Source organism: Serratia sp. 14-2641 (assembly GCF_001692375.1).
Lineage (GTDB): Bacteria > Pseudomonadota > Gammaproteobacteria > Enterobacterales > Enterobacteriaceae > Chania > Chania fonticola_C.
In genome coordinates this window covers 57,766-84,455 of record NZ_LXKR01000008.1, presented here as the reverse complement: position 1 = coordinate 84,455, position 26,690 = coordinate 57,766, and the positions used below count along the sequence as shown (strand labels likewise).

Sequence of the window (26,690 nt, the reverse complement as noted above, 5' to 3'; positions counted from 1 at the left end):
CGCCTGTTGTCCCAACCTGACACCGAGCCACCAAGTTAGCGCCTTTCCCTTCCGGTTATGGTACTATTCTGGATAACCCATATAAATGAAATTGATAGAATGCTGCTCCGTTTATATCAGGTACTACTCTACCTTATCCAACCCCTGATCTGGCTCCGCTTACTGCTGCGCAGCCGCAAAGCACCAGCCTACCGTAAACGCTGGGCGGAACGCTATGGTTTCTGCGCCGGGAAAGTAGTATCGGGCGGCATTATGCTGCATTCCGTTTCTGTTGGCGAAACCCTGGCGGCGATCCCTCTGGTTCGCGCCCTGCGCCATCGTTACCCTTACTTGCCGATTACTGTGACCACAATGACGCCAACGGGTTCCGAACGGGTGCAGTCCGCTTTCGGTAAAGATGTGCATCATGTCTACCTGCCTTACGATCTGCCAGGTTCGATGCGCCGTTTCCTCGACCAGGTGGATCCCAAGTTGGTGATCATCATGGAAACCGAGCTGTGGCCCAACCTGATTAACGCCCTGCATCAGCGCCAAATCCCGCTGGTGATTGCCAACGCGCGCCTTTCCGCCCGCTCAGCGGCTGGCTACAAGAAAATCGGCGGTTTTATCCGTGATATCCTGCGCCGCATTACCCTGATCGCTGCGCAAAATCAGGAAGACGGCGAGCGCTTTATCGAACTGGGCCTGAAGCGTTCTCAGCTGACCGTCACCGGCAGCCTGAAGTTCGATATCTCCGTAACGCCAGAGCTGGCGGCCAGAGCCGTTACGCTACGCCGCCAATGGGCACCACGCCGCCCGGTATGGATCGCCACCAGCACTCACGAAGGTGAAGAAACCATTCTGCTGGAAGCCCACCGCCGGTTGCTGGAAAAACACCCCGACCTATTACTTATCCTGGTACCGCGCCACCCAGAACGCTTCCCAACCGCCAAAGAACTGACGCAAAAAGCGGGTTTCAGCTACACCACCCGCAGCAGCGGCGAAATCCCTTCCAGCAGCACGCAGGTCGTGATTGGCGATACCATGGGTGAACTGATGCTGCTGTACGGCATTGCCGATCTGGCCTTCGTCGGTGGCAGCCTGGTTGAGCGCGGGGGGCATAACCCCCTGGAAGCAGCCGCCCATGCCATTCCGGTGCTGATGGGCCCACATACGTTCAACTTCAAAGATATCTGCGCCAAACTCTCCGAAGCGGGCGGGATGATCACCATCAGCGATGTCGATTCCTTGGTGAAAGAGATAGAAACGCTGCTGACCGATGAAGATTATCGCCGCTATTACGGCCGCCACGCGGTTGAAGTGTTGTATCAGAACCAGGGTGCGTTGCAACGCCTGCTGCAGCTGTTGGAGCCACACCTGCCGCCACGGAGCCACTGAATGAGCCACCGTAACAGCCTGTCGGTAGTGATGATCGCCAAAAACGAAGCCGAGTTGCTGAGCGAATGCCTGCAATCGGTCGCCTGGGCTGATGAAATCATCGTGCTCGACTCCGGCAGTAGCGACGGCTCTGTCGCTTTGGCGGAAAGTCTGGGTGCCAAGGTGTTTACCCATACCGACTGGCAAGGCTTCGGCAAGCAGCGGCAGAAGGCACAAAGCTACGCCACTCAGGATTACGTGCTGATGATCGACGCCGACGAGCGCGTCACGCCAGAATTGCGCCACTCCATCGAGCAGGTTTTAACCAACGCCGACGATAACGTCGTCTACAGCCTGGGGCGCCGTAACCTGTTTCTTGGCCGCTTTATGCGCCACAGCGGCTGGTATCCCGATCGGGTCAACCGGCTGTATGCCAATCAGCGCTATCGCTATAACGACGATCTGGTCCATGAATCCCTCAACACCGGCGGCGCAAAAGTCGTACCGCTGCAAGGCGATCTGCTACACCTGACCTGCCGTGACTTTTTTGCCTTCCAGCGCAAACAGCTGCATTACGCCGAGCAGTGGGCAATCCAACGCCACCAGGCCGGTAAGCGCTGCGGTTATCTGTCGATCCTCACCCACACGCTAGGGGCGTTCTGCAAAACCTGGCTGCTGCGGGCCGGTTTCCTCGACGGCAAACAGGGCTTGCTGTTAGCCGTGGTCAACGCGCAATATACCTTCAATAAATATGCCGCACTGTGGGCATTGGGCCGCAACTATTCAGAGAAGTGAACCATGAGCAACAAAGCCATCTACCCAGGTACCTTCGATCCACTGACCAACGGCCATCTGGATCTGGTCACCCGAGCCTCACTGATGTTTGATCACGTGATCCTGGCCATTGCCGCCAGCTCAAGCAAAAAACCGCTGTTTTCGCTGGAAGAACGCGTTGCCCTGGCCACGCAGGTGACCTCTCATCTGGATAACGTCGAGGTGTTGGGGTTCAGCGAGTTGATGGCGCACTTCGCCGCCCATCAGAACGCCAATATTCTGATACGCGGCCTGCGGGCGGTGTCCGACTTTGAATATGAATTGCAGCTGGCGAACATGAACCGCCATCTGATGCCAACGTTGGAAAGCGTGTTTCTGATGCCTTCCGAGCAGTGGTCATTTATCTCTTCTTCCTTGGTAAAGGAAGTGGCACGTCATGGCGGCGACATCGCACCGTTCTTGCCGGATGTCGTCACCAAAGCGCTGATGGAAAAGCTCGCCGCGCAGTAATCAGTGCTGGCAGCGGCGGCAGAAGAAGGTGCTGCGCTGCCCGTGTTTGGCGCTCTCGATCGGTGTGCCACAGGCGCGGCAGGGTTCACCTGCCCGGCCATAGACCTGCAGTTCCTGCGCAAAATACCCCGGCTTACCATCCGACTGCAGGAAGTCACGCAGCGTTGTTCCCCCTTGTTCAATTGAACGCAGCAGCACCGCCTTGATGGTTTCGGCCAGCAGATCCGCCTGAGCCTTGGTCAAGGATCCCGCCTGACGATCCGGCAGGATCCCGGCGGTAAACAGCGATTCGCTGGCATAGATATTCCCCACGCCAACCACCAGCTTGTTATCCATCAACCAAGGCTTGATCAGCGTGCGCTTGTTACGGGATTTTTCGTACAGGTAGGTGCCATTGAACTCTTCACCCAGCGGTTCCGGGCCAAGATGAGCCAATACGTTGCTGGCGGCCAGATCGTCACACCACAGCCAGGCACCAAAGCGGCGCGGGTCGGTGTAGCGCAGGATAAAACCGTTGCTCATCACCAGATCGACGTGGTCATGCTTACCTGGCTCGGTTTCCTCTGCCAGCATACGTAAGCTGCCAGACATCCCCAGATGTACGATAATCCAGCCATGGTCCAACTCGATCAGCAAATACTTGGCACGGCGCTGTACGCTGCGTACCGGCCGATCGCTCAGCGCCAGGATCTGCTCGGAGACCGGCCAACGCAGGCGAGCGTTACGCACCACTGCGTACTGGATGTTGTGGCCAACAAGATAAGGCTCAATACCGCGGCGGCTGGTTTCGACTTCTGGTAATTCAGGCATGACTGGCTCCCTCTCCGTTTGCTACCCCTATAAAATGAAAAAACCCGGCCTAGGCCGGGTTTTCATTAATCCACTAAAATTATTTAATTTTAGCTTCTTTGTAGATCACGTGTTGACGGACAACTGGATCGAATTTCTTCAGTTCCAATTTTTCCGGCTTAGTACGCTTGTTCTTCGTGGTGGTATAGAAGTGACCAGTACCAGCAGAAGAAACCAGCTTGATCTTCTCGCGAACACCTTTAGCCATGATGCAGTTCCTTAATACTTCTCACCACGGGCACGCAGATCGGCCAAGACCGTCTCAATACCCTTCTTATCGATAACACGCATACCTTTAGCAGATACACGCAGAGTTACAAAGCGCTTCTCAGCCTCAACCCAAAAACGGTGTGAGTGCAGGTTAGGCAGAAAACGGCGTTTGGTCGCGTTCATTGCGTGGGAACGGTTGTTACCGCTCACCGGGCGCTTGCCAGTAACTTGGCAGACTCGTGACATGTCTTATTCTCCAAAAATCAAATCAGCTCGAGCTTCGTATAGGGTATGGCCGCCTCGTCAGGCTTTTAGAGCCCATCTCAGCAAACTTCATACTGAGGAGACTCTCGTCATCAGGTCAGAAACCTCACATCAGGTTGGAAACCTGCTGAGATAGGCTCTTAACGCCAAACCCAAGATTCTCAAAGGTGGCGTAGTATACGCTCTGAAGCGTAAGTGCTCAAGTCCCGAACAGCTAAAGATCCCTCAAGGATCGCGAAAAAGTTGCTTATAGCCATCCGCGCTCGGCAAAAGAGACGCATTCACCCCGGCCTATCACCAAATGATCGAGCACTCGGATCTCCAATAATCGGCAAGCATTAACCACTTGCTCGGTTATCAAACGGTCGGCGTGACTGGGTTCAGCCTTACCCGAAGGGTGATTATGCGCCAGAATGAGGGCTGCTGCATTAGCCTTCAACGCCGCACGCACAATTTCTCTTGGGTGGACAACGACGCTGTTGATGGTACCAGCAAACATCTCCTGATGGCGAATAACCCGGTGCTGATTGTCTAAAAACAACACTAAAAACACCTCTCGCTCATGGTGAGCCAGCAAACTGTGCAGGTAATGCTGGGTAATTTTCGGGTTCAGCAGCGCGTTTTCCAACAAATGGGGGCCGGAAAACAGCCGGAAGGCTAATTCGGAAATTGCCTGCAGCTGCGCATAGGTGGCAATCCCCAACCCTTTCTGACTATGAAATTGTTCGTAGTCCGCCGAAACCAGGTGATACAGCGAACCAAAGTGCGTCAGCAACTGTTCGGCCCGCTGTGAGACGTGAACCCCAGGTAGCCCGGTTCGCAAGAAAATTGCCAACAGCTCCCTATCGGAGAGCGCCGCTGCGCCATCACGCATCAATTTTTCCCTGGGTGCCAAAGCCCCAGGCCATAACGACATATCCTGATTGCTCATTGCCACCTCCCTGCCTGCTACAGCAGCATGTCACGGGGAATTTCATCGTGCGACAGGTGATTGATAATATTGCGAAGTGTTACGAAAACCCGCATGTAACTGGCTGCATACACAGCAGAATCGCTCCACCTGGCGGCGGTTATGCTAAAATGTTCGCCTCTTTCGGATTTCAATCGGACAATCATGATGACGGGACTTTCCGGCAAACATATTGTGCTTGGCATCAGTGGCGGTATTGCCGCTTACAAATGCCCTGAGCTGGTGCGCCGCCTGCGCGACAGAGGCGCCGAGGTAAGAGTGGTGATGACCAGCGCTGCCAAAGCCTTCATTACCCCACTGACGCTGCAGGCCGTTTCCGGCTATCCGGTTTTCGACGATCTGCTGGATCCCGCAGCAGAAGCCGCCATGGGCCATATTGAATTGGGCAAATGGGCCGATCTGGTGATCCTGGCCCCGGCCACCGCCGATCTGCTGGCCCGCGTTGCCGCCGGCATGGCCAACGATTTGCTGACCACGGTCTGCCTGGCTACCGATGCCCCGATCGCGGCAGCACCGGCCATGAACCAACAGATGTACCGCGCTGCCGCTACTCAGGCCAATCTACAGACCCTACAAGGGCGTGGTGTGCTGCTGTGGGGGCCAGACAGCGGGAGCCAGGCCTGTGGTGATATCGGGCCTGGCCGCATGCTGGATCCGTTGGCGATAGTGGAACGGGCTAACGCTCATTTCTCTGCGCCGCAGGATCTGCAACATTTAAAGATTATGATCACCGCGGGCCCCACCCGTGAGGCACTGGATCCGGTGCGTTTCGTCAGCAACCACAGCTCCGGCAAGATGGGTTTTGCTATCGCCAAGGCCGCCGCCGCTCGCGGTGCGCAAGTCACGTTGGTCGCCGGGCCGGTCAGCCTGCCTACACCGTCTTGGGTAACCCGTGTGGATGTCGTCAGCGCGCTGGAAATGGAGCAAGCGGTACAACAGTACGCCGCGCAGCAGAACATCTTTATCTCCTGCGCCGCCGTGGCGGATTACCGGGCAGAACAGATTGCCGATGAGAAAATCAAAAAGCAGGGTGATGAAATCATCCTCAAGATGATCAAGAATCCGGATATTGTCGCGGGCGTTGCCGCAATGAGCAAAAATCGTCCCTTTGTCGTCGGGTTTGCGGCTGAAACCCAGAATGTGGAAGAATATGCGCGACAAAAACTACTGCGTAAAAAACTGGATTTAATCTGCGCTAACGATGTATCGCTTGCAGAGCACGGTTTTAACAGTGATACCAATGCCCTGCATCTTTTTTGGCAGGATGGAGACAAGCGCCTGCCGCATAGCGACAAGGCACTCCTTGGCCAACGTTTACTAGACGAGATAGTCAGCCGTTATGATGAAAAAAATCGACGTTAAGATCCTTGACCCACGTATCGGTCAAGATTTCCCATTGCCAACCTATGCCACCCCAGGCTCTGCCGGGCTTGATCTGCGCGCCTGTCTGGACAGCGCGGTTGAGTTGGCACCAGGCGAAACCACCCTGCTGCCTACCGGCCTGGCCATCCACATCGCCGATACCGGTCTTGCTGCAGTGATCCTGCCGCGCTCCGGTCTGGGCCATAAACACGGCGTAGTGCTGGGTAACCTGGTTGGCCTGATCGATTCCGATTATCAGGGCCAGCTGATGGTGTCCGTATGGAACCGTGGCCAGAAATCCTTCACTATCGAGCCGGGTGAACGCATCGCGCAGATGGTATTTGTGCCGGTAGTGCAAGCCGAGTTTAATCTGGTGGAAGAGTTCGATAGCAGCGAACGGGGTACCGGTGGTTTTGGCCATTCTGGTCGCCAATAGAACCTGACCGTAACCGAATGATTTACAGGGATGGCGCCTGCAACCGCGCCGCTTGCAATGTGGCACGGTTGGTCTGGCAATTGAGAGTAACGCACGGAGAATAAGGGTCTGAAAGACCTGTTAGCCATTACACCGTACAACAGCGATCTTATAAGCCGCACAGAGTTTACTCTGCAACGGCCGGTGCGCGGGTTTTCGCAAATCTATACCCGAAGAGATTGAGGGGATAAGCCGTTTTAGCAAGGGTCTAATCAAACATGGCAGAAAAAGAAAATACCAAAAGGAATCGGCGTGAGGAGATATTGCAGGCGTTAGCCCAGATGCTGGAATCCAGCGACGGCAGCCAGCGCATTACCACAGCCAAGCTTGCCGCAAACGTTGGTGTCTCTGAGGCTGCCCTTTATCGGCATTTCCCCAGCAAGACGCGGATGTTTGATAGCCTGATCGAGTTTATTGAAGATAGCCTGATAACGCGCATCAACCTGATCTTGCAGGATGAAAAAGAGACGTTCAACCGCCTACGCCTGATTGTGCTGTTGGTTCTGGGGTTTGCAGAGCGCAACCCAGGCCTGACCAGGATCATGACCGGCCACGCGCTGATGTTTGAGCAAGATCGCCTTCAGGGCAGGATCAACCAGTTGTTCGAGCGTATTGAAGCGCAACTGCGTCAGGTGTTGAAGGAACGTAAGCTCCGGGAAGGAAAGGGCTTTATCGTCGATGAGACCTTGCTGGCCAGCCAGATCCTGGCCTTCTGTGAAGGGATGCTGTCGCGCTATATTCGCTCTGAATTCCGCTACCGCCCAACGCAGGATTTCGATGCCCGCTGGCCGCTATTAGCGGCACAACTACAGTAACAAATATCGCCGGGTTGAACCCGGCGCTATTATTTTAAACCCCGTACTGCTCGCGATAGGCTCGCACTGCCACCAGGCTTTCGGCCATTTCCGGCTGCTCTTCCAGATAAGCAATCAGCTCCTTGAGCGTAATAATCGAGATCACTTTGCAGTGATAATCACGCTCCACTTCCTGGATCGCAGAAATGTCGGCACGGCCACGCTCCTGACGATCGAGAGAAATCAGCACACCAGCCAGGCTGGCGTTATGGGCACTGATAATTTCCATCGATTCGCGGATGGCCGTCCCGGCGGTGATCACATCATCCACCAGCATCACGCGGCCCTGCAACGGGCTGCCTACCAGCGTGCCGCCTTCGCCATGTTCCTTGGCTTCCTTACGGTTGAAGCAATAAGGCACATCGAGATTGTGATGTTCTGCCAATGCCACTGCGGTGGTGGTCGCGATCGGGATACCTTTGTAGGCTGGGCCAAACAGCAGATCGAACTCGATGCCGGAATCCACCAGCGCTTCGGCATAAAAACGCCCTAACAGCGCCAGATCACGCCCGGTATTAAACAGGCCGGCATTGAAGAAATAGGGGCTGGTACGGCCGGATTTCAGGGTGAACTCGCCGAATTTCAATACCTGCTTGCGGAGCGCAAACTCGATAAACTGGCGCTGGTAGGCTTTCATTACTGCTTCTCCTAATTTGGTCGGTAACTTTAGTTCTATTGCAGCCCGATTTCCGGGCATAAAAAAGGCGACTGCTTGGTCGCCTTTAAAAATCAGTCTGCCAGCGCCGCTTTCTGCGCCTGGAAGATGGTTTCGATGCCCCCTCGGGCCAGCGCCAGTAGCGCCAGTAGCTCATCGTGGCTGAACGGCTCACCCTCGGCGGTGCCTTGCACCTCGATCATGCGGCCATCCTCCATCATCACCACGTTCATATCGGTTTCTGCGGCGGAATCTTCCACATACTCCAGATCGCACAGCGCTTCGCCGCCAACGATGCCGACAGAAACCGCCGCCACCAGCCCCTTCATCGGGTTGGCTTTCAGTTTACCGGCGGCAACCAGCGCATTCAGCGCATCGGCCAGTGCCACACAGGCTCCGGAGATAGAAGCGGTACGGGTACCGCCATCGGCTTGCAGCACATCGCAGTCCAGAGTGATGGTGAACTCACCGAGCTTTTTCAGATCCACCGCGGCACGCAGTGAACGAGCGATCAGGCGCTGGATCTCCAACGTACGGCCACCCTGCTTGCCTTTGGCCGCTTCGCGGGCATTACGGCTGTGGGTCGAACGCGGCAACATGCCGTATTCTGCGGTGATCCACCCTTGCCCCTGGCCTTTCAAAAAGCGCGGAACGCCCTCTTCTACCGTGGCGGTGCACAAAACTTTGGTATCGCCAAACTCAACCAGCACTGAACCTTCAGCGTGTTTCGTGTAGTGACGGGTCAGTGTCAGGGGGCGAACTTGTTGTGGTGCTCTGCCTGCAGGACGCATGGGCTCTCTCCGGCTTCTTATTAACGTTTGGCTGCGCATTATACGGGCTTCGTGACGTTATGCCTATCCTGCCCGCAGGTGCAACGCTATAATCGTTCCATCTTTTCCTATTTACGGGTACGCACAATGATCCGCAGCATGACCGCCTACGCCCGGCGTGAAATCAAGGGTGAATGGGGCAGCGCAGCTTGGGAGCTGCGTTCCGTTAACCAACGCTACTTAGAAACCTACATCCGCCTGCCTGAGCAGTTCCGCAGCCTCGAGCCAGTGATCCGCGAGCGTATCCGTGGCCGCCTGACACGTGGCAAAGTGGAGTGCAACCTGCGCTTTGAGCTCGACCCAAGCGCGCAAAGCTCGATGATCCTGAACGAAAAACTGGCCAAGCAGCTGGTTGAAGCCGCCAACTGGGTCAAAATGCAGAGCGACGAAGGGGAAATCGATCCAATCGACGTCCTGCGCTGGCCGGGCGTGATGTCCGCTCAGGAACAGGATCTGGACCTCATCAGCAATGAGCTGATGCAGGCGCTGGAAGGCGCATTGGATGATTTCATCGTGGCACGCGAAAGCGAAGGCACCGCGCTGAAAGCCCTGATCGAGCAACGCCTCGACGGCGTGAGCGCCGAAGTGATCAAAGTACGCGCCCAGATGCCTAATATCCTGCAATGGCAGCGCGAACGTTTGGTCAGCAAGCTGGAAGAAGCCCAAGTGCAGTTGGAAAACACTCGCCTGGAGCAGGAGCTGGTGCTGATGGCACAGCGTATCGACGTCGCCGAAGAGCTGGACCGCCTGGAAGCGCACGTCAAAGAGACGCACAACATCCTGAAGAAGAAGGAAGCCGTTGGCCGTCGCCTCGACTTTATGATGCAGGAATTCAACCGCGAATCGAATACGCTGGCGTCCAAGTCGATCAATGCCGAAGTGACTACCTCAGCCATTGAGTTGAAGGTGTTGATTGAGCAGATGCGCGAGCAAATTCAGAATATCGAGTAAGTTTTAAGCGTCATCATTGAACAGAGAGCCCGCATAACCGCGGGCTTTTTAATATCACCAATCGAGGTGTTCCTATGTCCAAATATGCGCAGGCAGCCGTTGATACGGTAAGAAAAAACCAAGGAAAATCATCACTCGATATGCGTCAAGAATGGGATAAAACGATGATGGAGTATTACCCCATTCAAAAACCGTCCAGAGTGAAGGGGTGTCCACGTAACGCATTTCTTGGGCTCAGCGAGGAAGGGCTGATTATCGGCATTCCTGCTGGCGATTATGGCGTTAGAAAGGGAAATGTTAATAAAAGATATGCAGTTGATGCAGCAGCACTTCTTCAAGCTGGCGGTGAACCTGATAAAAAACAGTTGTGGGCAGTGGTCGCCGACGCCAAAAAGGCCCCGAATCATCAAATGGATATTGTCTTGGCTCTGCTGCGGGAAGGTATGCTCAATATCTAGCGGTTATCGAGCCCACATGTTGAAAAGCGGCGATATTGGTATGCCGGAATAACGTTAAGGTACACACTGCGTTAGATCTTGTGGGCGGGTGGAGAGATAAGCATATCCATTTTCATCAAGCGCATTGAAGATTTCCATCACGCCCCGATCGGTTTCAATGATGAGGCGCGAGTCCAAGGGAGTTTTTTGCTCTTCTACTTCCAGGTAACCCTGTCCAAGAGAAACCGATAAGATAACGCCACCGAGCAACGGGTTAACATCTTCAATCGCGTTTTCAACCCAGCGAACCTGACTATCATAGATATCGAAGGGTAACGATAGATCATTTGAAGGCCACAGATCATCGAACTTGGACCAAGCGACAGCTATTATCTGTCCGTTATCAAACACCAGCCTGATAGGTAAATCATTCCATGGCTCCCACTGGTCAAAAAAGATCTCTGCGGTAGAGTAACCAACCAATGTGGCTCCCATAGATTCCCCAAATACCTTTTTTATTGCTGCAACTTTGTTCACTTTACCCCCGGCATCACAAGTTCTGTTTTTCCGGCTCATCATTACCACTACAATAGTCGTTCCGGCAAGATAGGTGAGAGCGGTTTGCTAATAGACGACGGCAAAAATGAACATCCCCCCCTCAGGAAAGCATACAAATGCCAAAAATAAAAAGCCAGGAAACTCTGGTACGCGAGCGTAAGCGCTGGGCAGCGCTGGCGATCCTGGTGGCGGCCATTGTTGGCAGCTACCTGTGGTGGAAACAAGGGACACTGCGATACGAAGAGTGGAGCCCTAACCAGCAGTATGTAGTGCGCAATTATAAAACCTTCGAGTTTATTCCGCGCTTCACCATGCCTGGCGATGGCGGGCATTACTCGGGCTACATGCGGGTTTATGACAAAAACGGCAAGCAGCTCTACGAAGAGTATTCCGGCCTGCTCGACTTTGTCGAAGGCCCCTTCTGGGCAAAAGAAGGCGTCTATTGGATGGGTAACGACAATCAGGACATCGTTCGCCTACCCACCTCGCCGGTAGATTGAAGCTAGCGGACAAGTGGCCTCCAGAAGGGAGGCTTAACCCGGTCAGTTATAAGCGGCGGCCTGCTCTTCGGTGATCAGCTCCATCTTTTCAAGCTGAACCGCAATGCCGCGCAGTGAACGCCCAAGCTCCACGCTTAACGCCTCTATCGTTTTGCCACCGCTGTAGCCTTCCTCCAATAGCTTCCTGTCGTCTTCCGACCAGGGGAAATTGAAGTTAGCGGGCCTACCCTCGGCAATATTTTTCTGCCGCCGCTCCTCGGGCGATAACTTTGCCTTTTTCACCCGTTCTCGCTCGGCGTAAAACTCATCCGCCAGGGCAAACAGCATCCGGATCGTCTCTGGGGAATGAACCAGCGAGGTGTGATTCAAAAACTCCCCCGTTTCTGGGTTAATCCCCCTCGCCAACGCACGCAACGTCAGGTAGGTCTGCATCATGATTTCCGTCCTTAAAAAATCTATCCGTCATTCTCGCGGCTAGTTCCCCACCTATTGTTGCTTGCAAAACGAACTATTCAACGATTCGATCGGATCGCGTATTAACTTTGCGAAGCAAATTCCAAATTAACTCTATTTCTTTCAAGAAAATAACCACTTAAAAACCATACCCATTCGGAAATGGATAAGTAAATGCCGTCGATAATTCTCCCGGCAATCAGTGAAACAGGTTTATCTACAATATTCACAGATAGTTTTCACTTGAAATTAATAATTTAAATTAACCACTTACCGAATTTGAGCTGATGGCGGTAAATTAAGGATTACTCCCCGCACCGCTGGCTACTTATTAAGGAGTATTTTCCCGCTAACTCTCCCTTATGTTGATTTCCCTCAATAACGCTTGGGTTATTACTGTTAGTTTGCCATGACTAAAAAACCACTGATAAGCATTAGGGAAAGCAATGGACGTCAATCGCAGACAGTTTTTTAAAATCTGCGCTGGCGGGATGGCTGGGACCACGGTGGCAGCATTAGGCTTCGCGCCAAAGGCTGCGTTAGCGGAAACGCGCAACTACAAATTATTGCGCGCCAAAGAAACCCGCAACACCTGTACCTACTGTTCCGTAGGCTGCGGTTTATTGATGTATAGCCTGGGCGATGGGGCAAAAAACGCCAAATCGACGATTTTCCATATCGAAGGCGACGCGGATCACCCGGTAAACCGCGGGGCACTGTGCCCGAAAGGCGCCGGCCTGCTGGACTATATCCACAGCGATAGCCGCCTGCGTTACCCTGAGTATCGCGCGCCGGGTTCAGATAAATGGCAGCGTATCAGCTGGAATGAGGCCTTTGACCGCATTGCCAGGCTGATGAAAAATGACCGGGATGCCAACTTCGAAGCCACCAACGCCGCTGGCGTGACGGTAAACCGTTGGCTCTCCACCGGGATGTTATGCGCCTCTGCGGCCAGTAACGAAACCGGCATGCTGACACAAAAGTTTGTCCGATCGCTGGGCATGCTGGCAGTTGATAACCAAGCGCGTGTCTGACACGGACCAACGGTAGCAAGTCTTGCTCCAACATTTGGTCGCGGTGCGATGACCAACCACTGGGTTGATATCAAAAACGCCAACGTTGTGATGGTGATGGGCGGCAACGCCGCTGAAGCGCATCCGGTGGGATTCCGCTGGGCGATGGAAGCCAAAAACAACAACGACGCCACGTTAATCGTCGTCGATCCCCGCTTTACCCGTACCGCTTCGGTCGCCGATATCTACGCGCCGATCCGCTCCGGCACCGACATTACCTTCCTGTCGGGCGTGTTGCTGTACCTGATTTCCAACAACAAGATCAACGCTGAATACGTCAAGCATTACACCAACGCCAACCTGTTGGTCCGGGATGACTTTACGTTTGAAGACGGGTTGTTCAGCGGTTATGACGAAAACAAACGTCAGTACGACAAAACCACCTGGAACTACCAGTTTGGTGAAGATGGCTATGCCTTGCGTGATGATACGCTCCAGCATCCGCGTTGCGTCTGGAACCTGCTGAAAGCACACGTTAGCCGCTACACGCCAGAAGTGGTGGAAAACATCTGCGGCACCCCGAAGGAAGATTTCCTGAAAGTGTGTGAAGTCCTGGCTTCCACCAGCGCAGCAGACCGAACCACCACCTTCCTGTACGCCCTGGGCTGGACCCAGCACACGGTCGGCGCGCAGAACATCCGCACCATGGCGATGATCCAGTTGTTGCTCGGCAACATGGGCATGGCGGGTGGTGGCATCAACGCCCTGCGCGGTCACTCCAACATTCAGGGATTGACCGACATTGGCCTGCTGTCCACCAGCCTGCCGGGTTACCTGACGCTACCTTCGGATAAACAGACCGATCTGGCTTCCTATATGGCCGCCAATACGCCAAAGGCCACCCTACCTGGCCAAGTTAACTATTGGAGCAATTACCCCAAATTCTTCGTCAGCCTGATGAAAAGCTTCTATGGCGACGCTGCTCAGAAAGAGAATAACTGGGGCTTTGATTGGTTGCCGAAGTGGGATCAGTCCTACGACGTCATGAAGTACTTCCAGATGATGGATCAGAATAAGGTCAACGGCTATATCTGCCAGGGCTTTAACCCGGTCGCCTCCTTCCCGGACAAGAATCAGGTGGTCGCCTCACTGGCCAAACTGAAGTATCTGGTGATCATTGACCCGCTGGTCACGGAAACTTCCAATTTCTGGCAAAACCACGGCGAGAAGAACGATGTCGATACCGCGTCGATCCAAACCGAAGTGTTCCGGCTGCCCTCCACCTGCTTTGCCGAAGAAGACGGCTCGATCGCCAACTCCGGCCGCTGGCTGCAATGGCACTGGAAAGGCGGCGATGCCCCAGGTGAAGCGATTACCGACGGCGAGATCCTGGCCGGTCTGTACCATCGCCTGCGCCAGATGTATGGCAGCGAGGGCGGTAAAGGTGTCGAACCGTTACTGAAGATGGGTTGGCACTATGAACGGCCAGATCACCCTGAATCCGAGGAAGTGGCCAAAGACAGCAACGGCTACGCGCTGGAAGATCTGTATGACGCCAACGGCAATCTGCTGGCGAAAAAAGGCCAGTTGCTGGATTCCTTCGCGATGCTGCGCGATGACGGTAGCACGGCTTCAGCCTGCTGGATCTATACCGGCAGTTGGACCAGCAAGGGCAACCAGATGGCCAACCGTGATAACAGCGATCCGTCCGGTTTGGGCAACACGCTGGGCTGGGCCTGGGCATGGCCGCTAAACCGCCGCATTATCTACAACCGCGCCTCCGCCGATCCAATGGGTAAACCTTGGGATCCGCAGCGCATGCTGATTGAATGGAACGGCAGCAAGTGGGTCGGGAATGATATTCCAGACTACAACACCGCCGCCCCGGGCAGCGGCGTTGGGCCGTTCATCATGCAACCGGAAGGGCTTGGCAGGCTGTTTGCGCTCGACAAAATGGCCGAAGGGCCATTCCCGGAACACTACGAGCCGTTTGAAACGCCGTTGGGCACCAACCCACTGCATCCAAACGTGATCTCCAACCCGGCGGCCCGTCTCTATCCGTCCGACGCCAAGCGCATGGGTGACAAATCCGAGTTCCCTTACGTCGGTACCACCTATCGTCTGACCGAGCATTTCCACACCTGGACCAAGCACGCGCGCCTTAACGCGATCATGCAGCCGGAACAGTTCGTGGAAATCAGTGAACGTCTGGCGAAGGAAAAAGGGATTGAGCAAGGCGATACCGTCAAGGTCAGCAGCAAACGCGGCTTTATCAAGGCAAAAGCCGTGGTGACCCGACGTCTGCAAACCCTGAAGGTTAACGGGCAGGATGTCGACACCATCGGTATTCCACTGCATTGGGGCTTTGAAGGGGCAGCCCGCAAAGGCTATCTGGCCAACACCCTGACGCCGTTTGTCGGCGATGCCAACTCGCAAACGCCGGAATACAAGGCGTTTCTGGTTAACGTGGAAAAGGTGTAAGGAGCCGAATTTATGTCCATGCAATCCCAAGACATTATCAAACGTTCGGCCACCAACACCCTGACACCGCCTCCGCAAGCGCGTGATTACAAGGTTGAGGTCGCCAAGCTGATTGACGTTTCCACCTGCATTGGTTGCAAGGCCTGTCAGGTGGCCTGTTCCGAATGGAACGACATTCGCGATGAAGTGGGCCACTGCGTCGGGGTTTATGACAATCCCGCCGATCTGAGTGCCAAATCCTGGACGCTGATGCGTTTCTCGGAAGTGGAGCAGAACGGCAAGCTGGAATGGCTGATCCGCAAGGATGGCTGCATGCACTGCGCAGATCCAGGTTGCCTGAAGGCCTGCCCGTCTGCTGGCGCGATTATCCAATATGCCAACGGCATCGTGGATTTTCAGTCCGAGCACTGCATCGGCTGTGGTTACTGCATCAGCGGCTGCCCGTTCAACATTCCACGACTGAACCCGCAAGACAACCGGGCGTACAAATGTACCCTGTGCGTTGACCGCGTCAGCGTGGGCCAGGAACCGGCCTGTGTGAAGACTTGCCCGACAGGTGCTATCCACTTTGGCACCAAGGCAGAAATGCTGGACGTGGCACAAGAGCGGGTCGAAAAGCTGAAGAAACGCGGCTTTGAGCATGCGGGCGTGTATAACCCGCAAGGTGTTGGCGGCACCCACGTGATGTACGTACTGCACCATGCCGATAACCCCGAGCTGTACCACAATCTGCCAAAAGACCCGCATATCGATCTGTCGATCGGGCTGTGGAAAAGCGTGCTCAAACCCTTATCCGTGGCAGGCTTTATCGCCACCTTTGCCGGTTTGATTTACCACTACATCGGCATTGGCCCGAACAAGGAAGTGGATGATGAAGACGAGGAGGACCATCATGAGCAAAAGTAAAATGATCGTTCGCACCAAGTTTATCGACCGGGCCTGTCACTGGACGGTAGTCATCTGCTTCTTCCTGGTGTCGCTGTCGGGCATTGCGCTGTTCTTCCCAACGCTACAATGGCTGACCGAGACCTTTGGTACGCCGCAGATGGGCCGTATCCTGCATCCTTTCTTTGGCGTGCTGATCTTTATCGCGCTGATGTTTATGTTCTTCCGCTTTGTGAAGCATAACATCCCCGAGAAAGAGGACTTGCCGTGGGTCAAAGGCATCGTGGAAGTGTTGAAGGGCAATGAGCATAAGGTTGCTGACGTCGGCAAATACAATGCCGGCCAGAAGATGATGTTCTGGAGCATCATGAGCATGATTTTCGTGCTGTTGATCACCGGTATTATCATTTGGCGCCCTTATTTCGCCCACAACTTCCCGATCCCGGTGATCCGCTATGCGCTGTTGATCCACGCCGCGTCGGCGATCGTCCTGATCCACGCCATTCTGATCCATATGTATATGGCATTCTGGGTGAAAGGCTCGATCAAAGGCATGATTGAAGGCAAGGTCAGCCGCCGCTGGGCGAAGAAGCATCACCCCCGCTGGTACCGTAAGGTCGAGGCTGAAGAGCAGAAAGACGAGCGGTAACCCGTTGAAATTCGCCCCTTCGAATGAGGGGGCGATTATCTCCTCAAGCTACCACTGAACCATCAAAGATCTGCTGCATGCTTTCGATCAGGCTCAGCAATTCACTATTGGCCCCAGGCTTCCACAGTGCCACCATGGGGTGCATCAACCCCTGTTTCCCCAATTCCGTATCGAGCCGCTCTACCTGCGGCAAGTGCTGCATGTTCAGATGCGTTGGCAGGAATGCCCATCCCAGCCCGGCGGTTAACAATGTTTGCAGCAAAGCCGGTTCATTGACGACCTGGATGCGATCGGCGATTTGCAGGCGTTTCGCCATCGGCTCAGGCAGGTCATTAAAGGGAATAAGTTGGGTACTTGATGCCAACGACAGCAAGGTGACAGGGCTGCCAGCGGGGAAAAAACCCTCACGAGCATAGACGGCCAACTCAATGGCCCCCAAGGCTCGCCACTTAAATTTTTCGCCAATCGAACGGTTGATCGCCTGATAAACGCCAATATCCGCCACATCGTCTGCCAACGCCTGCTCACCCTCGCCACGCTCCATCATCAGCAAATCAAGCTGAATGCCACGCTGGCCCAGAAACATCGCCAGTTCGGTTAAAAAAGCGCGCGGAGTAAATGGGTCATAGCACAGCGTCAGTTTCTGCCGCACCTGCTGTGGAATATGCTGAGCTAGCAGGCTAAGCGCCTCTGCCTCCTGCAAAAATAGCCGCGCTTGCCGGTAAAGGCGTTGGCCCGCCTCGGTCAGTTGCAGCGGACGGGTACGCCGATCGCACAGTGAATAGCCCAGATCCAATTCCAGATTTTCGATCAGTTCACTGACGGTGGTGCGATCCTTCCCCAATCGCTTGGCGGCCTGAGTCAGATTGCCAGTTTCACAAACGCTGGCAAAAGCTTCAATCTGCGCCAAGGAAAAGCCTATCTTCCCCATCTCTCCTCCACGAAGTTGCGGGGGATTTCCCCCCGTTCATCCACTCTACGATATGTGTTAGCAGGCTTACCATTATTTTGTTCACCTCATTCAGGTAAGGAAAATAACCATGAAGAAGCTCACACATAGCGTATCAGCCCTACTGGTGGGTGCTGCACTCAGCGCCAGCCTGGCAACCGGGGCGCAAGCCTGCACCCGCGCCTTTATGAATATGTACCCGGGTTATATGGTCAGCGCCCGTAATCTGGATTTCTTCGGGCCGGTAGATCCCTCACTGGTGATCACGCCACGCGGGATTGCGCATAACGGTGGGAATGCGAAGAACGCCGCCCAGTGGCAAACCCAATACGGCAGCGTCGTGGTTTACGCCGATGGCGTGTTCCCCATGGACGGTATGAATGAAAAGGGGCTAGCGGGCCATACGCTGTTTTATATGAACGGCAACCAGGTGCAGCAGGACAATCAGGACAAGCCGGTGATCGAAAGCCGCGCCTGGTTGAGCTATATCCTGGATAATTACGCCACCGTTGAGGAAGCGGTTAAAGCCATCCGTAGCGATGTGCGCCTGGCCGCCGCCCATATGCCTATCGATTACGCTTCGGATACCAAACACATCGCGATCGAAGACGTTAGTGGTGACTCGGCCATCATCGAGATCGATAACGGCAAAGTGAACATCTATCACGACAAAAATTATCGGGTGATGACCAATCCCCCTTCTTACGACCAACAACTCAAAAACCTGGCCAAGTACCAGAATGCCAAGCGCAGCGAGATCCCTGGTGGCTTGGAAGCGGATGAGCGCCTGGTGCGCGCCAGCTATGATTTGAAAAATCTGCCGCAGCCGGACAATAAAAACCAGGCACAGGGCTTCATCTTATCGGTGCTTAATAATGTGGCTTACCCGATCGGCTCACCAGCAGAGCCAAGCGAACAAAAGGTCACCGACATGTATGCCAAATACAGCAAGCGCCCGGACCAAAACAAAGGCATCGGGACTTACTGGACGGCGATTTCAGATCTGAGCCATGCGGAGTATCACTTCAAGTCGGCCTTTGCGGCCTCGCAGATCTGGGTTCCGCTGCATGACATCAACTTCAGCCAAGGGCAGCCGGTGCGTAAGATCGCCCATCTTAACGACTATGCCCAGCAGGGTTGGGAAGGTAACGTGTTAACCCAGGCGAAATAGCGCTCAATCCCACATTTTCAATATGGGTAATTTCACGATCAAACGCTGCTGGCCGCCGATGGCCAGCAATAATCTGAACGCATAACTCTCGCCCAAAGTATTTTGTTCTAATCGTCATGCGGGTAATGAAAGGCACCACAGCCTGTGGCTAAATAGCGCTTTCCTAGCCTGTATGTCGTTCGGATTGTTTATGTCGCAAATTTTGTAATTTATTTTTGTCTTAGTGCTTATTGCAACTCTCGATTTTTAGCCTCACGATATTTATGTTCTTTTGCAATAAAATGAAGGGACATATCCTGTGGAAAACAGGTAACCATTCCATCCCTGTCGATCAACAGCTATCTCCATTCTCATGTCTTTTTCTAAATAAAAGACAGGCAAAATATCCTTTAAATCAGGCATTAAGGCGTCATCGGCTGGTGTTTTGACAGTTAATGTTGATTTTACATGCAATAAATGCCCCGTTTTGTGCATAATAAAATAGGTTTTGCGGCTCACATTGTATTGACGTTTCTCTTTCTCTAGCTGGCCTTTGATTACCACAAAACCATTATCCCCGATTAAAAAATATGTCATTACCAGCGAAATTGCACTATCTTCTTTCTTGACAATGAGCGTTGTATCGCACGAAAAGTGCGCATCACGCCAATAACCAACACCTGTAAACAACCATTTTCCTAGCATTATGCATGTAATAGCAATGGCTGATGCATATATAAATAAAAAAAACGTTTTTTTAATCACGATTGATTCTCTATATAGTAATTGGAGATACAATCATTTCGGCTTAGATACGAAAATTCATCCCGACACTTTATAACGGAAACCCTGGGTATGAACTGAAAAGTTGAGAAATAGACTACTTCGTCACCTTGACAACTGACCGGATTTTTAGCATTAAACTTATAAAAGTCATCTTCTGTGCTTCTATTTTCATTAATATTAACCCGACAGCCATTTATATTTCCAATATTATGAAACATTGATGAATAGCTCTCCGAAAGAAATATCCCCCCTCCGGCGAACAACGATATGAATGCAAGTATGCCAAAGGCAAAATGCATTATTCGCTTACTTCTTAATGATTCTGGATGATGCGTTAAAACTTGGGTTTGTGCTGGTATCTCTTCAACTGGGGGAGCAGGTATTTGATCTTGTGATGAAATAGTTGAGATGTTGGCCTGAACGCCTTGAACGCCTTCTACGCCTTCTACGCCTTCTACGTCTTGTACGTCTTGTACGCCTTGGACCACTTGGGCTTCTTGGGCTTCTTGGGCTTCTTGGGCTTCTTGGGCTTCTTGAACAACCTGAACGCCACTAGATAACGGTATAATTTTAATAGAGCTCGGTATCAATAAACCTTTTCTGGGGACTGTTTTGATCACTTCGCAATCAATACCACATTGCCTGAGCCCTTTACGCAGAGTGAGGATATTCTGATAGTACGTATTGTCACTGACATGAAGCCCATATTGCTCCCACCCTATTTGCATGAGAGTGCCCTTAGTGATGAGGACTCCATGATTTTTTATCAGGTGGAGAAAACATTCAGAAGCTGAGACAAGGATAGGGAACTCAACTCCATTACTAATTGATTTAAAGATATTTTCCATGGGACAAAAGATAACAGCATCCGCGATCACAAAGCATGATGATGTCTCCTGGTCGCTGGTCTTAATGACGTTATCCATTACATTACCTCCATTAAATAATGTGAATATTATGACATTAAGCTACGGCTCTCGCTTTGATCTGTGTCTAAGAATTTTCTGTAAGACCAATAAATGAGCAGGCCACCGCCTTAAATTAACACTGTACTTAGTAAGGTAATTTCGCGATGAATTATTATTTACTTATTAGTATCAATTGGTTATGGTTTCTTTGGTGATCAGTGGTTTCAACTATGACGAAGATTGGCCATTTTCACAGAACTAATACCTCAGTCGCATTAATTACTTGATGCCATGGTGTTATTTTAACATTTTCATTATCAACATGGGGAGGAAAGTCATTTAAGTCGCATTAACCCCTTGATATTTTGTTATAATTTTAACATTGTGGCTATCGACATTAATATCAGAATTTTCGAGTCGGTAGCGTCTTCAAGGATGGTATTCTCAGTACGCCCATAAAGAAACAATTTAGCTTAACACAATCTTTATCCTTAAATATCATATTGTTAGAGTCGTAAATTAAGAACCTCTATGTTGGTACGCAGGGGTTGAATCATTAACATCATTACCCACCAGAACCCAAAAAAAGCTTATTAATTTTTATTGAGTTTACTTTATTCTTAGAATAGCTAACATTGAAGTCAGATAATTCTTACCAACAACGCAAAGAGACACAACTTCTCATTTGCTAGTTTATCTTAGCCTTATTTTCTATACATATAGAACTTAAGAATTATAAGAGAGATGAGATTAATATCATGAGTGAATTTAACTGCCTGCCTGAGGTAGATGGGCTACATGGAACCATTATGGATAATGGAGCAATCAAATTATCTTATGATTCCCCTGTCAAAAATATTAACTATTATATAGTCACAGACAATATGTACTTTAGTCTAGGTGTCGTAAAGTATATTGAAAACACCATCAGTAAGATAGCACCAGGAAAACTAAACGCGGGTATTTCCATCCAGTGCTATCTCTCTGGAAAAGTACTCTCTGTTTATGAAGATATTCATAGAAACGCTTACTTAAGAAAAACCTCACACGTCATTATTGCAGACAAAGACTTTTTACATATGCTAGGGCTTGGGGTAAATGAAGAGATTTCACGATCTGTCTCTTTCATATCAAGCGAGGATTGTAATTTAAGCTATTTTGACAAAATGCTAAACTCACATAACTCTGATCATTCTCAACAATTCCGGGTACGTGAACACTCCTCATTCTGGAGTCTAAACCAGAGAGAGAAGCGTATATGCTTTTATCTATATAATGGTTTTACTCCATCTTTTATAGGCTCATTGCTGGGGATTCACTCTAAAACTGTCAGCTACTATCGCATGAGAATAATGAAAAAAATAGGATGTGAACGAAAAGGAGATTTTAATAAAGCGTTGATTAATTATTATAGGTATAGATTATGCCGACTCTAGTTTATTATACTTAGGATTTATTTAACCAGAAAACATTGAGAATAATTTCAGATGTAACTAATTAGAGAACATATTTTATTACTCAACCGATACATTCCTAAAACTATAACTAACTCTCAGTTATATGCACGCCAGGTGTTTTTTAATTCTTGCTAAAAACCTGATGATTGCCAGTTAATCTTTTGAAGGAGGCCGTAACGGATAACGTAGCGGTCTCTTTTTTTACCTCTTCCGGATAATTCTTCCCTGACTATCCGCTAGCACGAAGTCTGAAGGCCCCTCCAGAATATCTTCCATTACCCGTCCAGGGTTATCCCAACAGTATCTGCTCAGCTGGCTTCTCAGATCAGTGCAGACAGTACGCCATTTGTACGGTTTTTCCTTTGTCCCTGTGAGATACAGAGTATTCCGCACAAAAGGTTCTCATCCTGCCTCACCTGTTTACAGTCTCTAAGACATAACTTTTTAAAACCACCCTGAAAAAGTATTAAATCAATTGAGTGACGCATTATCCTTAACAAAAAATAAAATCATAACCATATGTTTTAATTGGATAAATGTTATTTGAGCTTGTTTTGGGTGAACGCGATATTAATTCCCCCTATAGTCCTTCTGCCCAATCAGGTTAAGTGGATTTGTGGTGAAGTGAGTGTAGTCACCTATAAAGGCCAGGAACATTAGGGCAGGAAAATACTTTTTTATATGAAAGTATAAAATCACAAAGGAGAAATTAGGTGAAATTAAATATTTTAGCACTGGTCGTTGCTGCCGGTTTTATGTCTAGCTCATTTGCTGCTGCTCCTGAAGCAGGTAAAGGTCAGATTAAGTTCACAGGTTCAATCATTGAAGGGCCTTGTTCAATTACCCCAGGTACCTCTAACCAGACTATTCAGTTGGGTCAGGTTTCTGCAACTGCTTTGAAAGATGGTGGGAAATCAACACCTGTTACTTTCCAAATCGACCTTGAGAAATGTGATACAGCTACTCTTAAAAATGGCGTAACCGCAACCTTTACTGGTCCTGAATCATCAACTAGCGTAGATCTGCTGGGTATTACTGGTTCTGCGAAAGGTGCAAGTATCGTTCTGACCGATGGCGCGGGTACTCCAATTAAGTTTGGTACTGCTACTTCTCCTCAACTGATTATGGACGGAAGCAATACCTTAGTCTTCTCTGCTTATCTTCAGGGTGATGCAACTGAAGGTGCTGTTATTACCCCAGGTGAATTCACCTCTATCGCTAACTACGCGCTTGCTTACGAATAATAATTCAGATAAGTAACTTTAATACAGGCACGTTAAGTATTTACTTTTCGTGTCTGCTTAAAGCGAGAATAAATCGTGAAAAAAACAATATTCTTTCTACTTTTATGTCTCGACCTTATTTTTATTAATCCTGTTGTTGGCAAAGATGCTGGCCATGGAAGACTGAATATGCGTGGCAGCATTATCGAAAGCGCCTGCACTATTGATATGAACAGCTTAAATCAAACTGTAGATTTAGGTGTGATCACAGTCGGCGAATTAGAGAGAAATGGGCGTGGTACGAGCGTTCCATTTAGCATCAATTTGATTAACTGCACGTTGGAAAAGTTAAACCCAAACGCAAGCAATTGGCGGTATTTTGAAATTACATTTGATGGAGAAAATCACAATGGTCTCTTCATTAATAAAGGCTCAAGTCAGGGCGTAGGTGTCGCCCTTTCTGATGAAAAATTCAAACCTTCCTTACCCGGGATTCCATTATCTCAACACTTACTAAGCGAGGGTGGAATCAGTATCAAGTACTATTTAGCCTTGACGCACGATGCTGGAAAAATAAAAGCAGGCGATTTTAATACGTCTATAAAATACAAGATAGATTATTTTTAATTGATGGTGGCAAGGATGTCAAAAAAAATACTGAAATTATCAAAAAGTGGAATCGCATGCATAGTTGTGCTTGCCTTTTTGGGGCAGATTAACGTGTATGCGGCTGAAGAAACTCAGTTTAACACTGACATCCTTGATACGAATGATAAAAAAAATCTTGATCTTTCGGTATTCGCTGTCGCTGGTTATATCATGCCGGGCGTCTATCGCATGGCTGTTATTCTGAATCAGAAGAAAATCACAGACTTTGATACGCTTTATTATTCGACTCCTGAAGATGAAAAATCCAGCTTTCCTTGCTTAACGAAAGAGCTTGTCGCACAACTTGGTTTAAAGGAAGGATATCTTAGTAATCTCAAGTGGCAACCAGGGAGCAACAAAGATGAGGTTTGTCTTGTTATTCCTGCTGATGATGGCTGGAAAATAACCTCTGAACTGCCAACTTCAACATTAAACCTGAGCATCCCTCAGGCTTTCTTAGAATACACGGCACCGAACTGGGATCCACCTTCACGCTGGGATAATGGCGTATTTGGTGCATTGTTTGATTATAATACAAATTTCACTACTATACGTCCACGCCATAGTGGTCAGAATAACAGCATGAGTGGAAACGGGACTGCAGGTGTCAACTTTGGCCCTTGGCGCGCTCGGGCAGACTGGCAGGCTCAGCTAGATAATAAATCTGCTGGAAGTAGCCATAGCAACCGTTTTGACTGGACAAGATATTATATTTATCGCCCGATAAAAAGTTTGAAGGCACGTTTATCTCTTGGTGAAAACTTCGTGAACTCCGATATTTTTGATAGTTTTCGGTTTACCGGAGTCTCATTGCGCAGTGACGATAGTATGTTGCCACCTAATCTGCGCGGGTATGCGCCTGAAATTACCGGTGTTGCCAAGACAAACGCTAAGGTCACCGTCAGGCAACAAGGGGCGGTACTCTATCAGACTCAGGTCGCGCCTGGTCCATTTAAGATCCAAGATCTTAACGATGCCGTAAACGGTCAGCTTGACGTTGAAGTAGAAGAGCAAGATGGCTCAAACCAGAAGTTCAGCGTACAAACATCAGATATTCCTTATCTGACGCGGCCGGGAACATTGCGTTATATGGTATCGGCCGGGCGTCCTACTGATTTTCGTCATCGCAGCCAGGGGCCTTTATTCTCAATGGGAGAGTTTTCGTGGGGTGTGGCTAATGGCTGGTCACTTTACGGAGGAAACACGGTTAATAACGATTATCAGGCTTTAGCGGTCGGTATCGGTCGCGATCTGATGTTATTTGGTGCTTTATCTTTGGATGCAACGCATTCTCGTGCAAAGCTTCCGCAAACTGAGACTTTGCAGGGTAACTCCTATCGGTTGAGTTATTCAAAGCGTTTTGATGAGTTTAATAGTCAGGTAACTTTTGCCGGATATCGCTTCTCAGAGCGAGACTATTTAAGTATGGCCGATTATCTGGATGCAAGACAGTCCGATTATCGTCGTGCAGGCACAAAAGAAATGTATACTGTGAGCTTTAATCAGCAATTTACAGGTATTGGCGCCAGCCTATTTGTAGATTACAACCACCGTACCTATTGGAATAGCTCAGTGGATGATCGCTATAATATTGCATTGGCGAAATATCTTGATATTGCTAACGTGAAAAACATTAATATTTCCGTCAACGCATATCGCAGTAAATTTAATAATTCAAATGATGATGGTGTTTATTTATCCCTGTCAGTTCCCTGGGGAGATCATGGTTCAATCGGCTTAAACAGCTCCCGTTACAAAGGGGGGAGTAGCAATCAAGTGAGCTATTTCTCAACGCTTAATGATTTCGATAGCTACCAGATCAGCGTTGGTAAAAATGGCGCTCAAAACGCCGCCAGCGGTTTTTATAGTCATGCGGGCGATAATGTACAAGTGAATGCCAATGCCAGCTATCAGGAGTTAGGATTTACTTCTGCGGGGATCGGGTTACAAGGTGGACTGACGGCTACGATGAAAGGTGGTGCACTACACCGTATTAACACTCCTGGCTCTGCACGAGTCATGGTTGATACCGATGGGGTGAGTGATGTTCCGGTGCGCGGTTTTGGTGCCGTGGCGCGCTCAAATATATTTGGCAAAGCCGTCGTGTCGGATGTAAACAACTATTATAGAAATCAACTGAGTATCGACGTTAATAAGCTGAGTGATAATGCTGAAGCCATAAATACCGTAGAGCAGATAACGTTAACGGAAGGTGCTATAGGTTATCGTCATTTTAGTATTGTTCAGGGTGAAAAAGCGCTTATATACATTAGGTTGCCTGATGGGTCTTCCCCACCCTTTGGTGCAACAGTGCTGAATAAAGATAACAGAGAAGTAGGAATTGTGAATGATGATGGCAGCGTTTACTTAAGTGGCATCCAGGCTTCAGCCATTATGCAATTGCGTTGGAATGGTGCTGAACAATGTCAGATTTCATTCCCAACAAATCTCGTTAATGAGAAATTGCAAAACATTCTTTTACCCTGTATTTTTTTGAATGAAAAAAAATCAAATTAATTTATTACGGAGTTCT

At 50.4% G+C, this 26,690-nt stretch carries 28 protein-coding genes; 17 read left to right on the top strand and 11 right to left on the bottom strand.

Going from position 1 to position 26,690, the window contains the following annotated elements:
- Positions 1-99: 99 nt before the first annotated feature.
- The 3 genes from waaA to coaD are packed head-to-tail and all read left to right on the top strand — an operon-like array spanning position 100 to position 2,640.
- Complete coding sequence (gene waaA / locus A6U95_RS05250; protein ID WP_024527873.1) at positions 100-1,377, top strand: lipid IV(A) 3-deoxy-D-manno-octulosonic acid transferase; 1,278 nt, start codon at positions 100-102, stop codon at positions 1,375-1,377.
- A complete protein-coding gene (locus A6U95_RS05245; protein WP_065683738.1) occupies positions 1,378-2,151 on the top strand; it encodes a glycosyltransferase family 2 protein in 774 nt (257 codons plus the stop codon).
- A gap of 3 nt (positions 2,152-2,154) precedes the next feature.
- Complete coding sequence (gene coaD, locus A6U95_RS05240; protein ID WP_065683737.1) at positions 2,155-2,640, top strand: pantetheine-phosphate adenylyltransferase; 486 nt, start codon at positions 2,155-2,157, stop codon at positions 2,638-2,640.
- On the opposite strand, the gene mutM is transcribed toward coaD, so the two are convergent.
- From mutM to radC, 4 genes are all read right to left on the bottom strand, one after another.
- Complete coding sequence (mutM, locus tag A6U95_RS05235; protein WP_065683736.1) at positions 2,641-3,450, bottom strand: bifunctional DNA-formamidopyrimidine glycosylase/DNA-(apurinic or apyrimidinic site) lyase; 810 nt, start codon at positions 3,448-3,450, stop codon at positions 2,641-2,643.
- Between the two features lie 79 nt (positions 3,451-3,529).
- Positions 3,530-3,697, bottom strand: a complete 168-nt coding sequence (rpmG, locus tag A6U95_RS05230) for a 50S ribosomal protein L33 (RefSeq protein ID WP_004392084.1) — start codon at positions 3,695-3,697, stop codon at positions 3,530-3,532.
- Between the two features lie 11 nt (positions 3,698-3,708).
- A complete protein-coding gene (rpmB, locus tag A6U95_RS05225) occupies positions 3,709-3,945 on the bottom strand; it encodes a 50S ribosomal protein L28 (protein WP_004931195.1) in 237 nt (78 codons plus the stop codon).
- A 265-nt stretch (positions 3,946-4,210) separates the two neighbouring features.
- The gene (radC, locus tag A6U95_RS05220) at positions 4,211-4,894 is read right to left on the bottom strand and encodes a DNA repair protein RadC (RefSeq protein ID WP_024527869.1); all 684 of its coding nucleotides are present in this window, start codon (positions 4,892-4,894) and stop codon (positions 4,211-4,213) included.
- A 183-nt stretch (positions 4,895-5,077) separates the two neighbouring features.
- On the opposite strand from radC, the gene coaBC reads away from it, so the two are divergent.
- The 3 genes from coaBC (at position 5,078) to slmA (ending at position 7,585) form a co-directional block, all read left to right on the top strand.
- Complete coding sequence (gene coaBC / locus A6U95_RS05215) at positions 5,078-6,295, top strand: bifunctional phosphopantothenoylcysteine decarboxylase/phosphopantothenate--cysteine ligase CoaBC (protein ID WP_065683735.1); 1,218 nt, start codon at positions 5,078-5,080, stop codon at positions 6,293-6,295.
- A complete protein-coding gene (gene dut, locus A6U95_RS05210; protein ID WP_039996197.1) occupies positions 6,273-6,731 on the top strand; it encodes a dUTP diphosphatase in 459 nt (152 codons plus the stop codon). Before coaBC ends, dut begins: the two co-directional genes overlap by 23 nt.
- A 257-nt stretch (positions 6,732-6,988) precedes the next feature.
- On the top strand, positions 6,989-7,585 hold the full coding sequence (slmA, locus tag A6U95_RS05205) for a nucleoid occlusion factor SlmA (RefSeq protein ID WP_021181838.1): 597 nt from the start codon (positions 6,989-6,991) through the stop codon (positions 7,583-7,585).
- Between the two features lie 34 nt (positions 7,586-7,619).
- On the opposite strand, the gene pyrE is transcribed toward slmA, so the two are convergent.
- Positions 7,620-8,261, bottom strand: coding sequence for an orotate phosphoribosyltransferase (gene pyrE, locus A6U95_RS05200; protein ID WP_024482926.1), 642 nt, complete (start codon positions 8,259-8,261; stop codon positions 7,620-7,622).
- A 92-nt stretch (positions 8,262-8,353) separates the two neighbouring features.
- Positions 8,354-9,070 (bottom strand): ribonuclease PH, encoded by a 717-nt coding sequence (gene rph, locus A6U95_RS05195; RefSeq protein ID WP_037376445.1) that lies wholly within the window; start codon positions 9,068-9,070, stop codon positions 8,354-8,356.
- Between the two features lie 126 nt (positions 9,071-9,196).
- On the opposite strand from rph, the gene A6U95_RS05190 reads away from it, so the two are divergent.
- Both A6U95_RS05190 and A6U95_RS05185 read left to right on the top strand, forming a co-directional pair.
- A complete protein-coding gene (locus tag A6U95_RS05190; protein ID WP_021181835.1) occupies positions 9,197-10,060 on the top strand; it encodes a YicC/YloC family endoribonuclease in 864 nt (287 codons plus the stop codon).
- A gap of 74 nt (positions 10,061-10,134) precedes the next feature.
- Positions 10,135-10,518, top strand: a complete 384-nt coding sequence (locus A6U95_RS05185; protein ID WP_065683734.1) for a hypothetical protein — start codon at positions 10,135-10,137, stop codon at positions 10,516-10,518.
- Positions 10,519-10,572: 54 nt separating this feature from the next.
- Here A6U95_RS05185 and A6U95_RS05180 read toward each other — a convergent pair whose 3' ends face one another.
- On the bottom strand, positions 10,573-11,034 hold the full coding sequence (locus tag A6U95_RS05180; protein ID WP_139102328.1) for a hypothetical protein: 462 nt from the start codon (positions 11,032-11,034) through the stop codon (positions 10,573-10,575).
- Positions 11,035-11,171: 137 nt separating this feature from the next.
- Between A6U95_RS05180 and A6U95_RS05175 the strand changes: the two genes are divergently transcribed.
- Complete coding sequence (locus tag A6U95_RS05175) at positions 11,172-11,555, top strand: hypothetical protein (protein ID WP_065683732.1); 384 nt, start codon at positions 11,172-11,174, stop codon at positions 11,553-11,555.
- Positions 11,556-11,597: 42 nt separating this feature from the next.
- Here the strand turns inward: A6U95_RS05175 and A6U95_RS05170 are convergent, their stop codons facing one another.
- On the bottom strand, positions 11,598-11,987 hold the full coding sequence (locus A6U95_RS05170; RefSeq protein ID WP_065683814.1) for a hypothetical protein: 390 nt from the start codon (positions 11,985-11,987) through the stop codon (positions 11,598-11,600).
- 467 nt (positions 11,988-12,454) lie between these two features.
- Between A6U95_RS05170 and fdnG the strand changes: the two genes are divergently transcribed.
- The 3 genes from fdnG to fdnI are packed head-to-tail and all read left to right on the top strand — an operon-like array spanning position 12,455 to position 17,036.
- A complete protein-coding gene (gene fdnG / locus A6U95_RS05160; RefSeq protein WP_139102327.1) occupies positions 12,455-15,502 on the top strand; it encodes a formate dehydrogenase-N subunit alpha in 3,048 nt (1,015 codons plus the stop codon).
- Between the two features lie 12 nt (positions 15,503-15,514).
- The gene (fdxH, locus tag A6U95_RS05155; RefSeq protein ID WP_024527856.1) at positions 15,515-16,408 is read left to right on the top strand and encodes a formate dehydrogenase subunit beta; all 894 of its coding nucleotides are present in this window, start codon (positions 15,515-15,517) and stop codon (positions 16,406-16,408) included.
- Positions 16,395-17,036 (top strand): formate dehydrogenase-N subunit gamma, encoded by a 642-nt coding sequence (gene fdnI, locus A6U95_RS05150; protein WP_024527855.1) that lies wholly within the window; start codon positions 16,395-16,397, stop codon positions 17,034-17,036. The genes fdxH and fdnI overlap by 14 nt, the downstream gene beginning before the upstream one ends.
- Before the next feature lie 43 nt (positions 17,037-17,079).
- Here fdnI and A6U95_RS05145 read toward each other — a convergent pair whose 3' ends face one another.
- Positions 17,080-17,967 (bottom strand): LysR family transcriptional regulator, encoded by an 888-nt coding sequence (locus A6U95_RS05145; RefSeq protein WP_065683730.1) that lies wholly within the window; start codon positions 17,965-17,967, stop codon positions 17,080-17,082.
- 109 nt (positions 17,968-18,076) lie between these two features.
- Between A6U95_RS05145 and A6U95_RS05140 the strand changes: the two genes are divergently transcribed.
- The gene (locus A6U95_RS05140) at positions 18,077-19,156 is read left to right on the top strand and encodes a linear amide C-N hydrolase (protein WP_065683729.1); all 1,080 of its coding nucleotides are present in this window, start codon (positions 18,077-18,079) and stop codon (positions 19,154-19,156) included.
- A 261-nt stretch (positions 19,157-19,417) separates the two neighbouring features.
- On the opposite strand, the gene A6U95_RS05135 is transcribed toward A6U95_RS05140, so the two are convergent.
- Positions 19,418-19,900: a hypothetical protein gene (locus A6U95_RS05135; RefSeq protein WP_065683728.1), complete on the bottom strand. Its 483-nt coding sequence runs from the start codon at positions 19,898-19,900 to the stop codon at positions 19,418-19,420.
- Positions 19,897-20,847, bottom strand: coding sequence for a hypothetical protein (locus A6U95_RS05130; RefSeq protein WP_065683727.1), 951 nt, complete (start codon positions 20,845-20,847; stop codon positions 19,897-19,899). The genes A6U95_RS05135 and A6U95_RS05130 overlap by 4 nt, the downstream gene beginning before the upstream one ends.
- 740 nt (positions 20,848-21,587) lie before the next feature.
- Here A6U95_RS05130 and A6U95_RS29615 point away from each other — a divergent pair.
- The 4 genes from A6U95_RS29615 to A6U95_RS05115 all read left to right on the top strand — a co-directional run bounded on the left by A6U95_RS29615 (position 21,588) and on the right by A6U95_RS05115 (position 26,674).
- The gene (locus A6U95_RS29615) at positions 21,588-22,265 is read left to right on the top strand and encodes a LuxR C-terminal-related transcriptional regulator (protein ID WP_081375779.1); all 678 of its coding nucleotides are present in this window, start codon (positions 21,588-21,590) and stop codon (positions 22,263-22,265) included.
- Positions 22,266-22,999: 734 nt separating this feature from the next.
- Positions 23,000-23,530 carry a fimbrial protein gene (locus A6U95_RS05125; protein ID WP_065683726.1) on the top strand — a complete coding sequence of 177 codons (531 nt, stop codon included), beginning with the start codon at positions 23,000-23,002 and terminating at the stop codon, positions 23,528-23,530.
- A gap of 75 nt (positions 23,531-23,605) precedes the next feature.
- The gene (locus tag A6U95_RS05120; protein ID WP_139102326.1) at positions 23,606-24,136 is read left to right on the top strand and encodes a fimbrial protein; all 531 of its coding nucleotides are present in this window, start codon (positions 23,606-23,608) and stop codon (positions 24,134-24,136) included.
- Positions 24,137-24,151: 15 nt separating this feature from the next.
- On the top strand, positions 24,152-26,674 hold the full coding sequence (locus A6U95_RS05115) for an outer membrane usher protein (RefSeq protein ID WP_241810622.1): 2,523 nt from the start codon (positions 24,152-24,154) through the stop codon (positions 26,672-26,674).
- Positions 26,675-26,690: the final 16 nt, after the last annotated feature.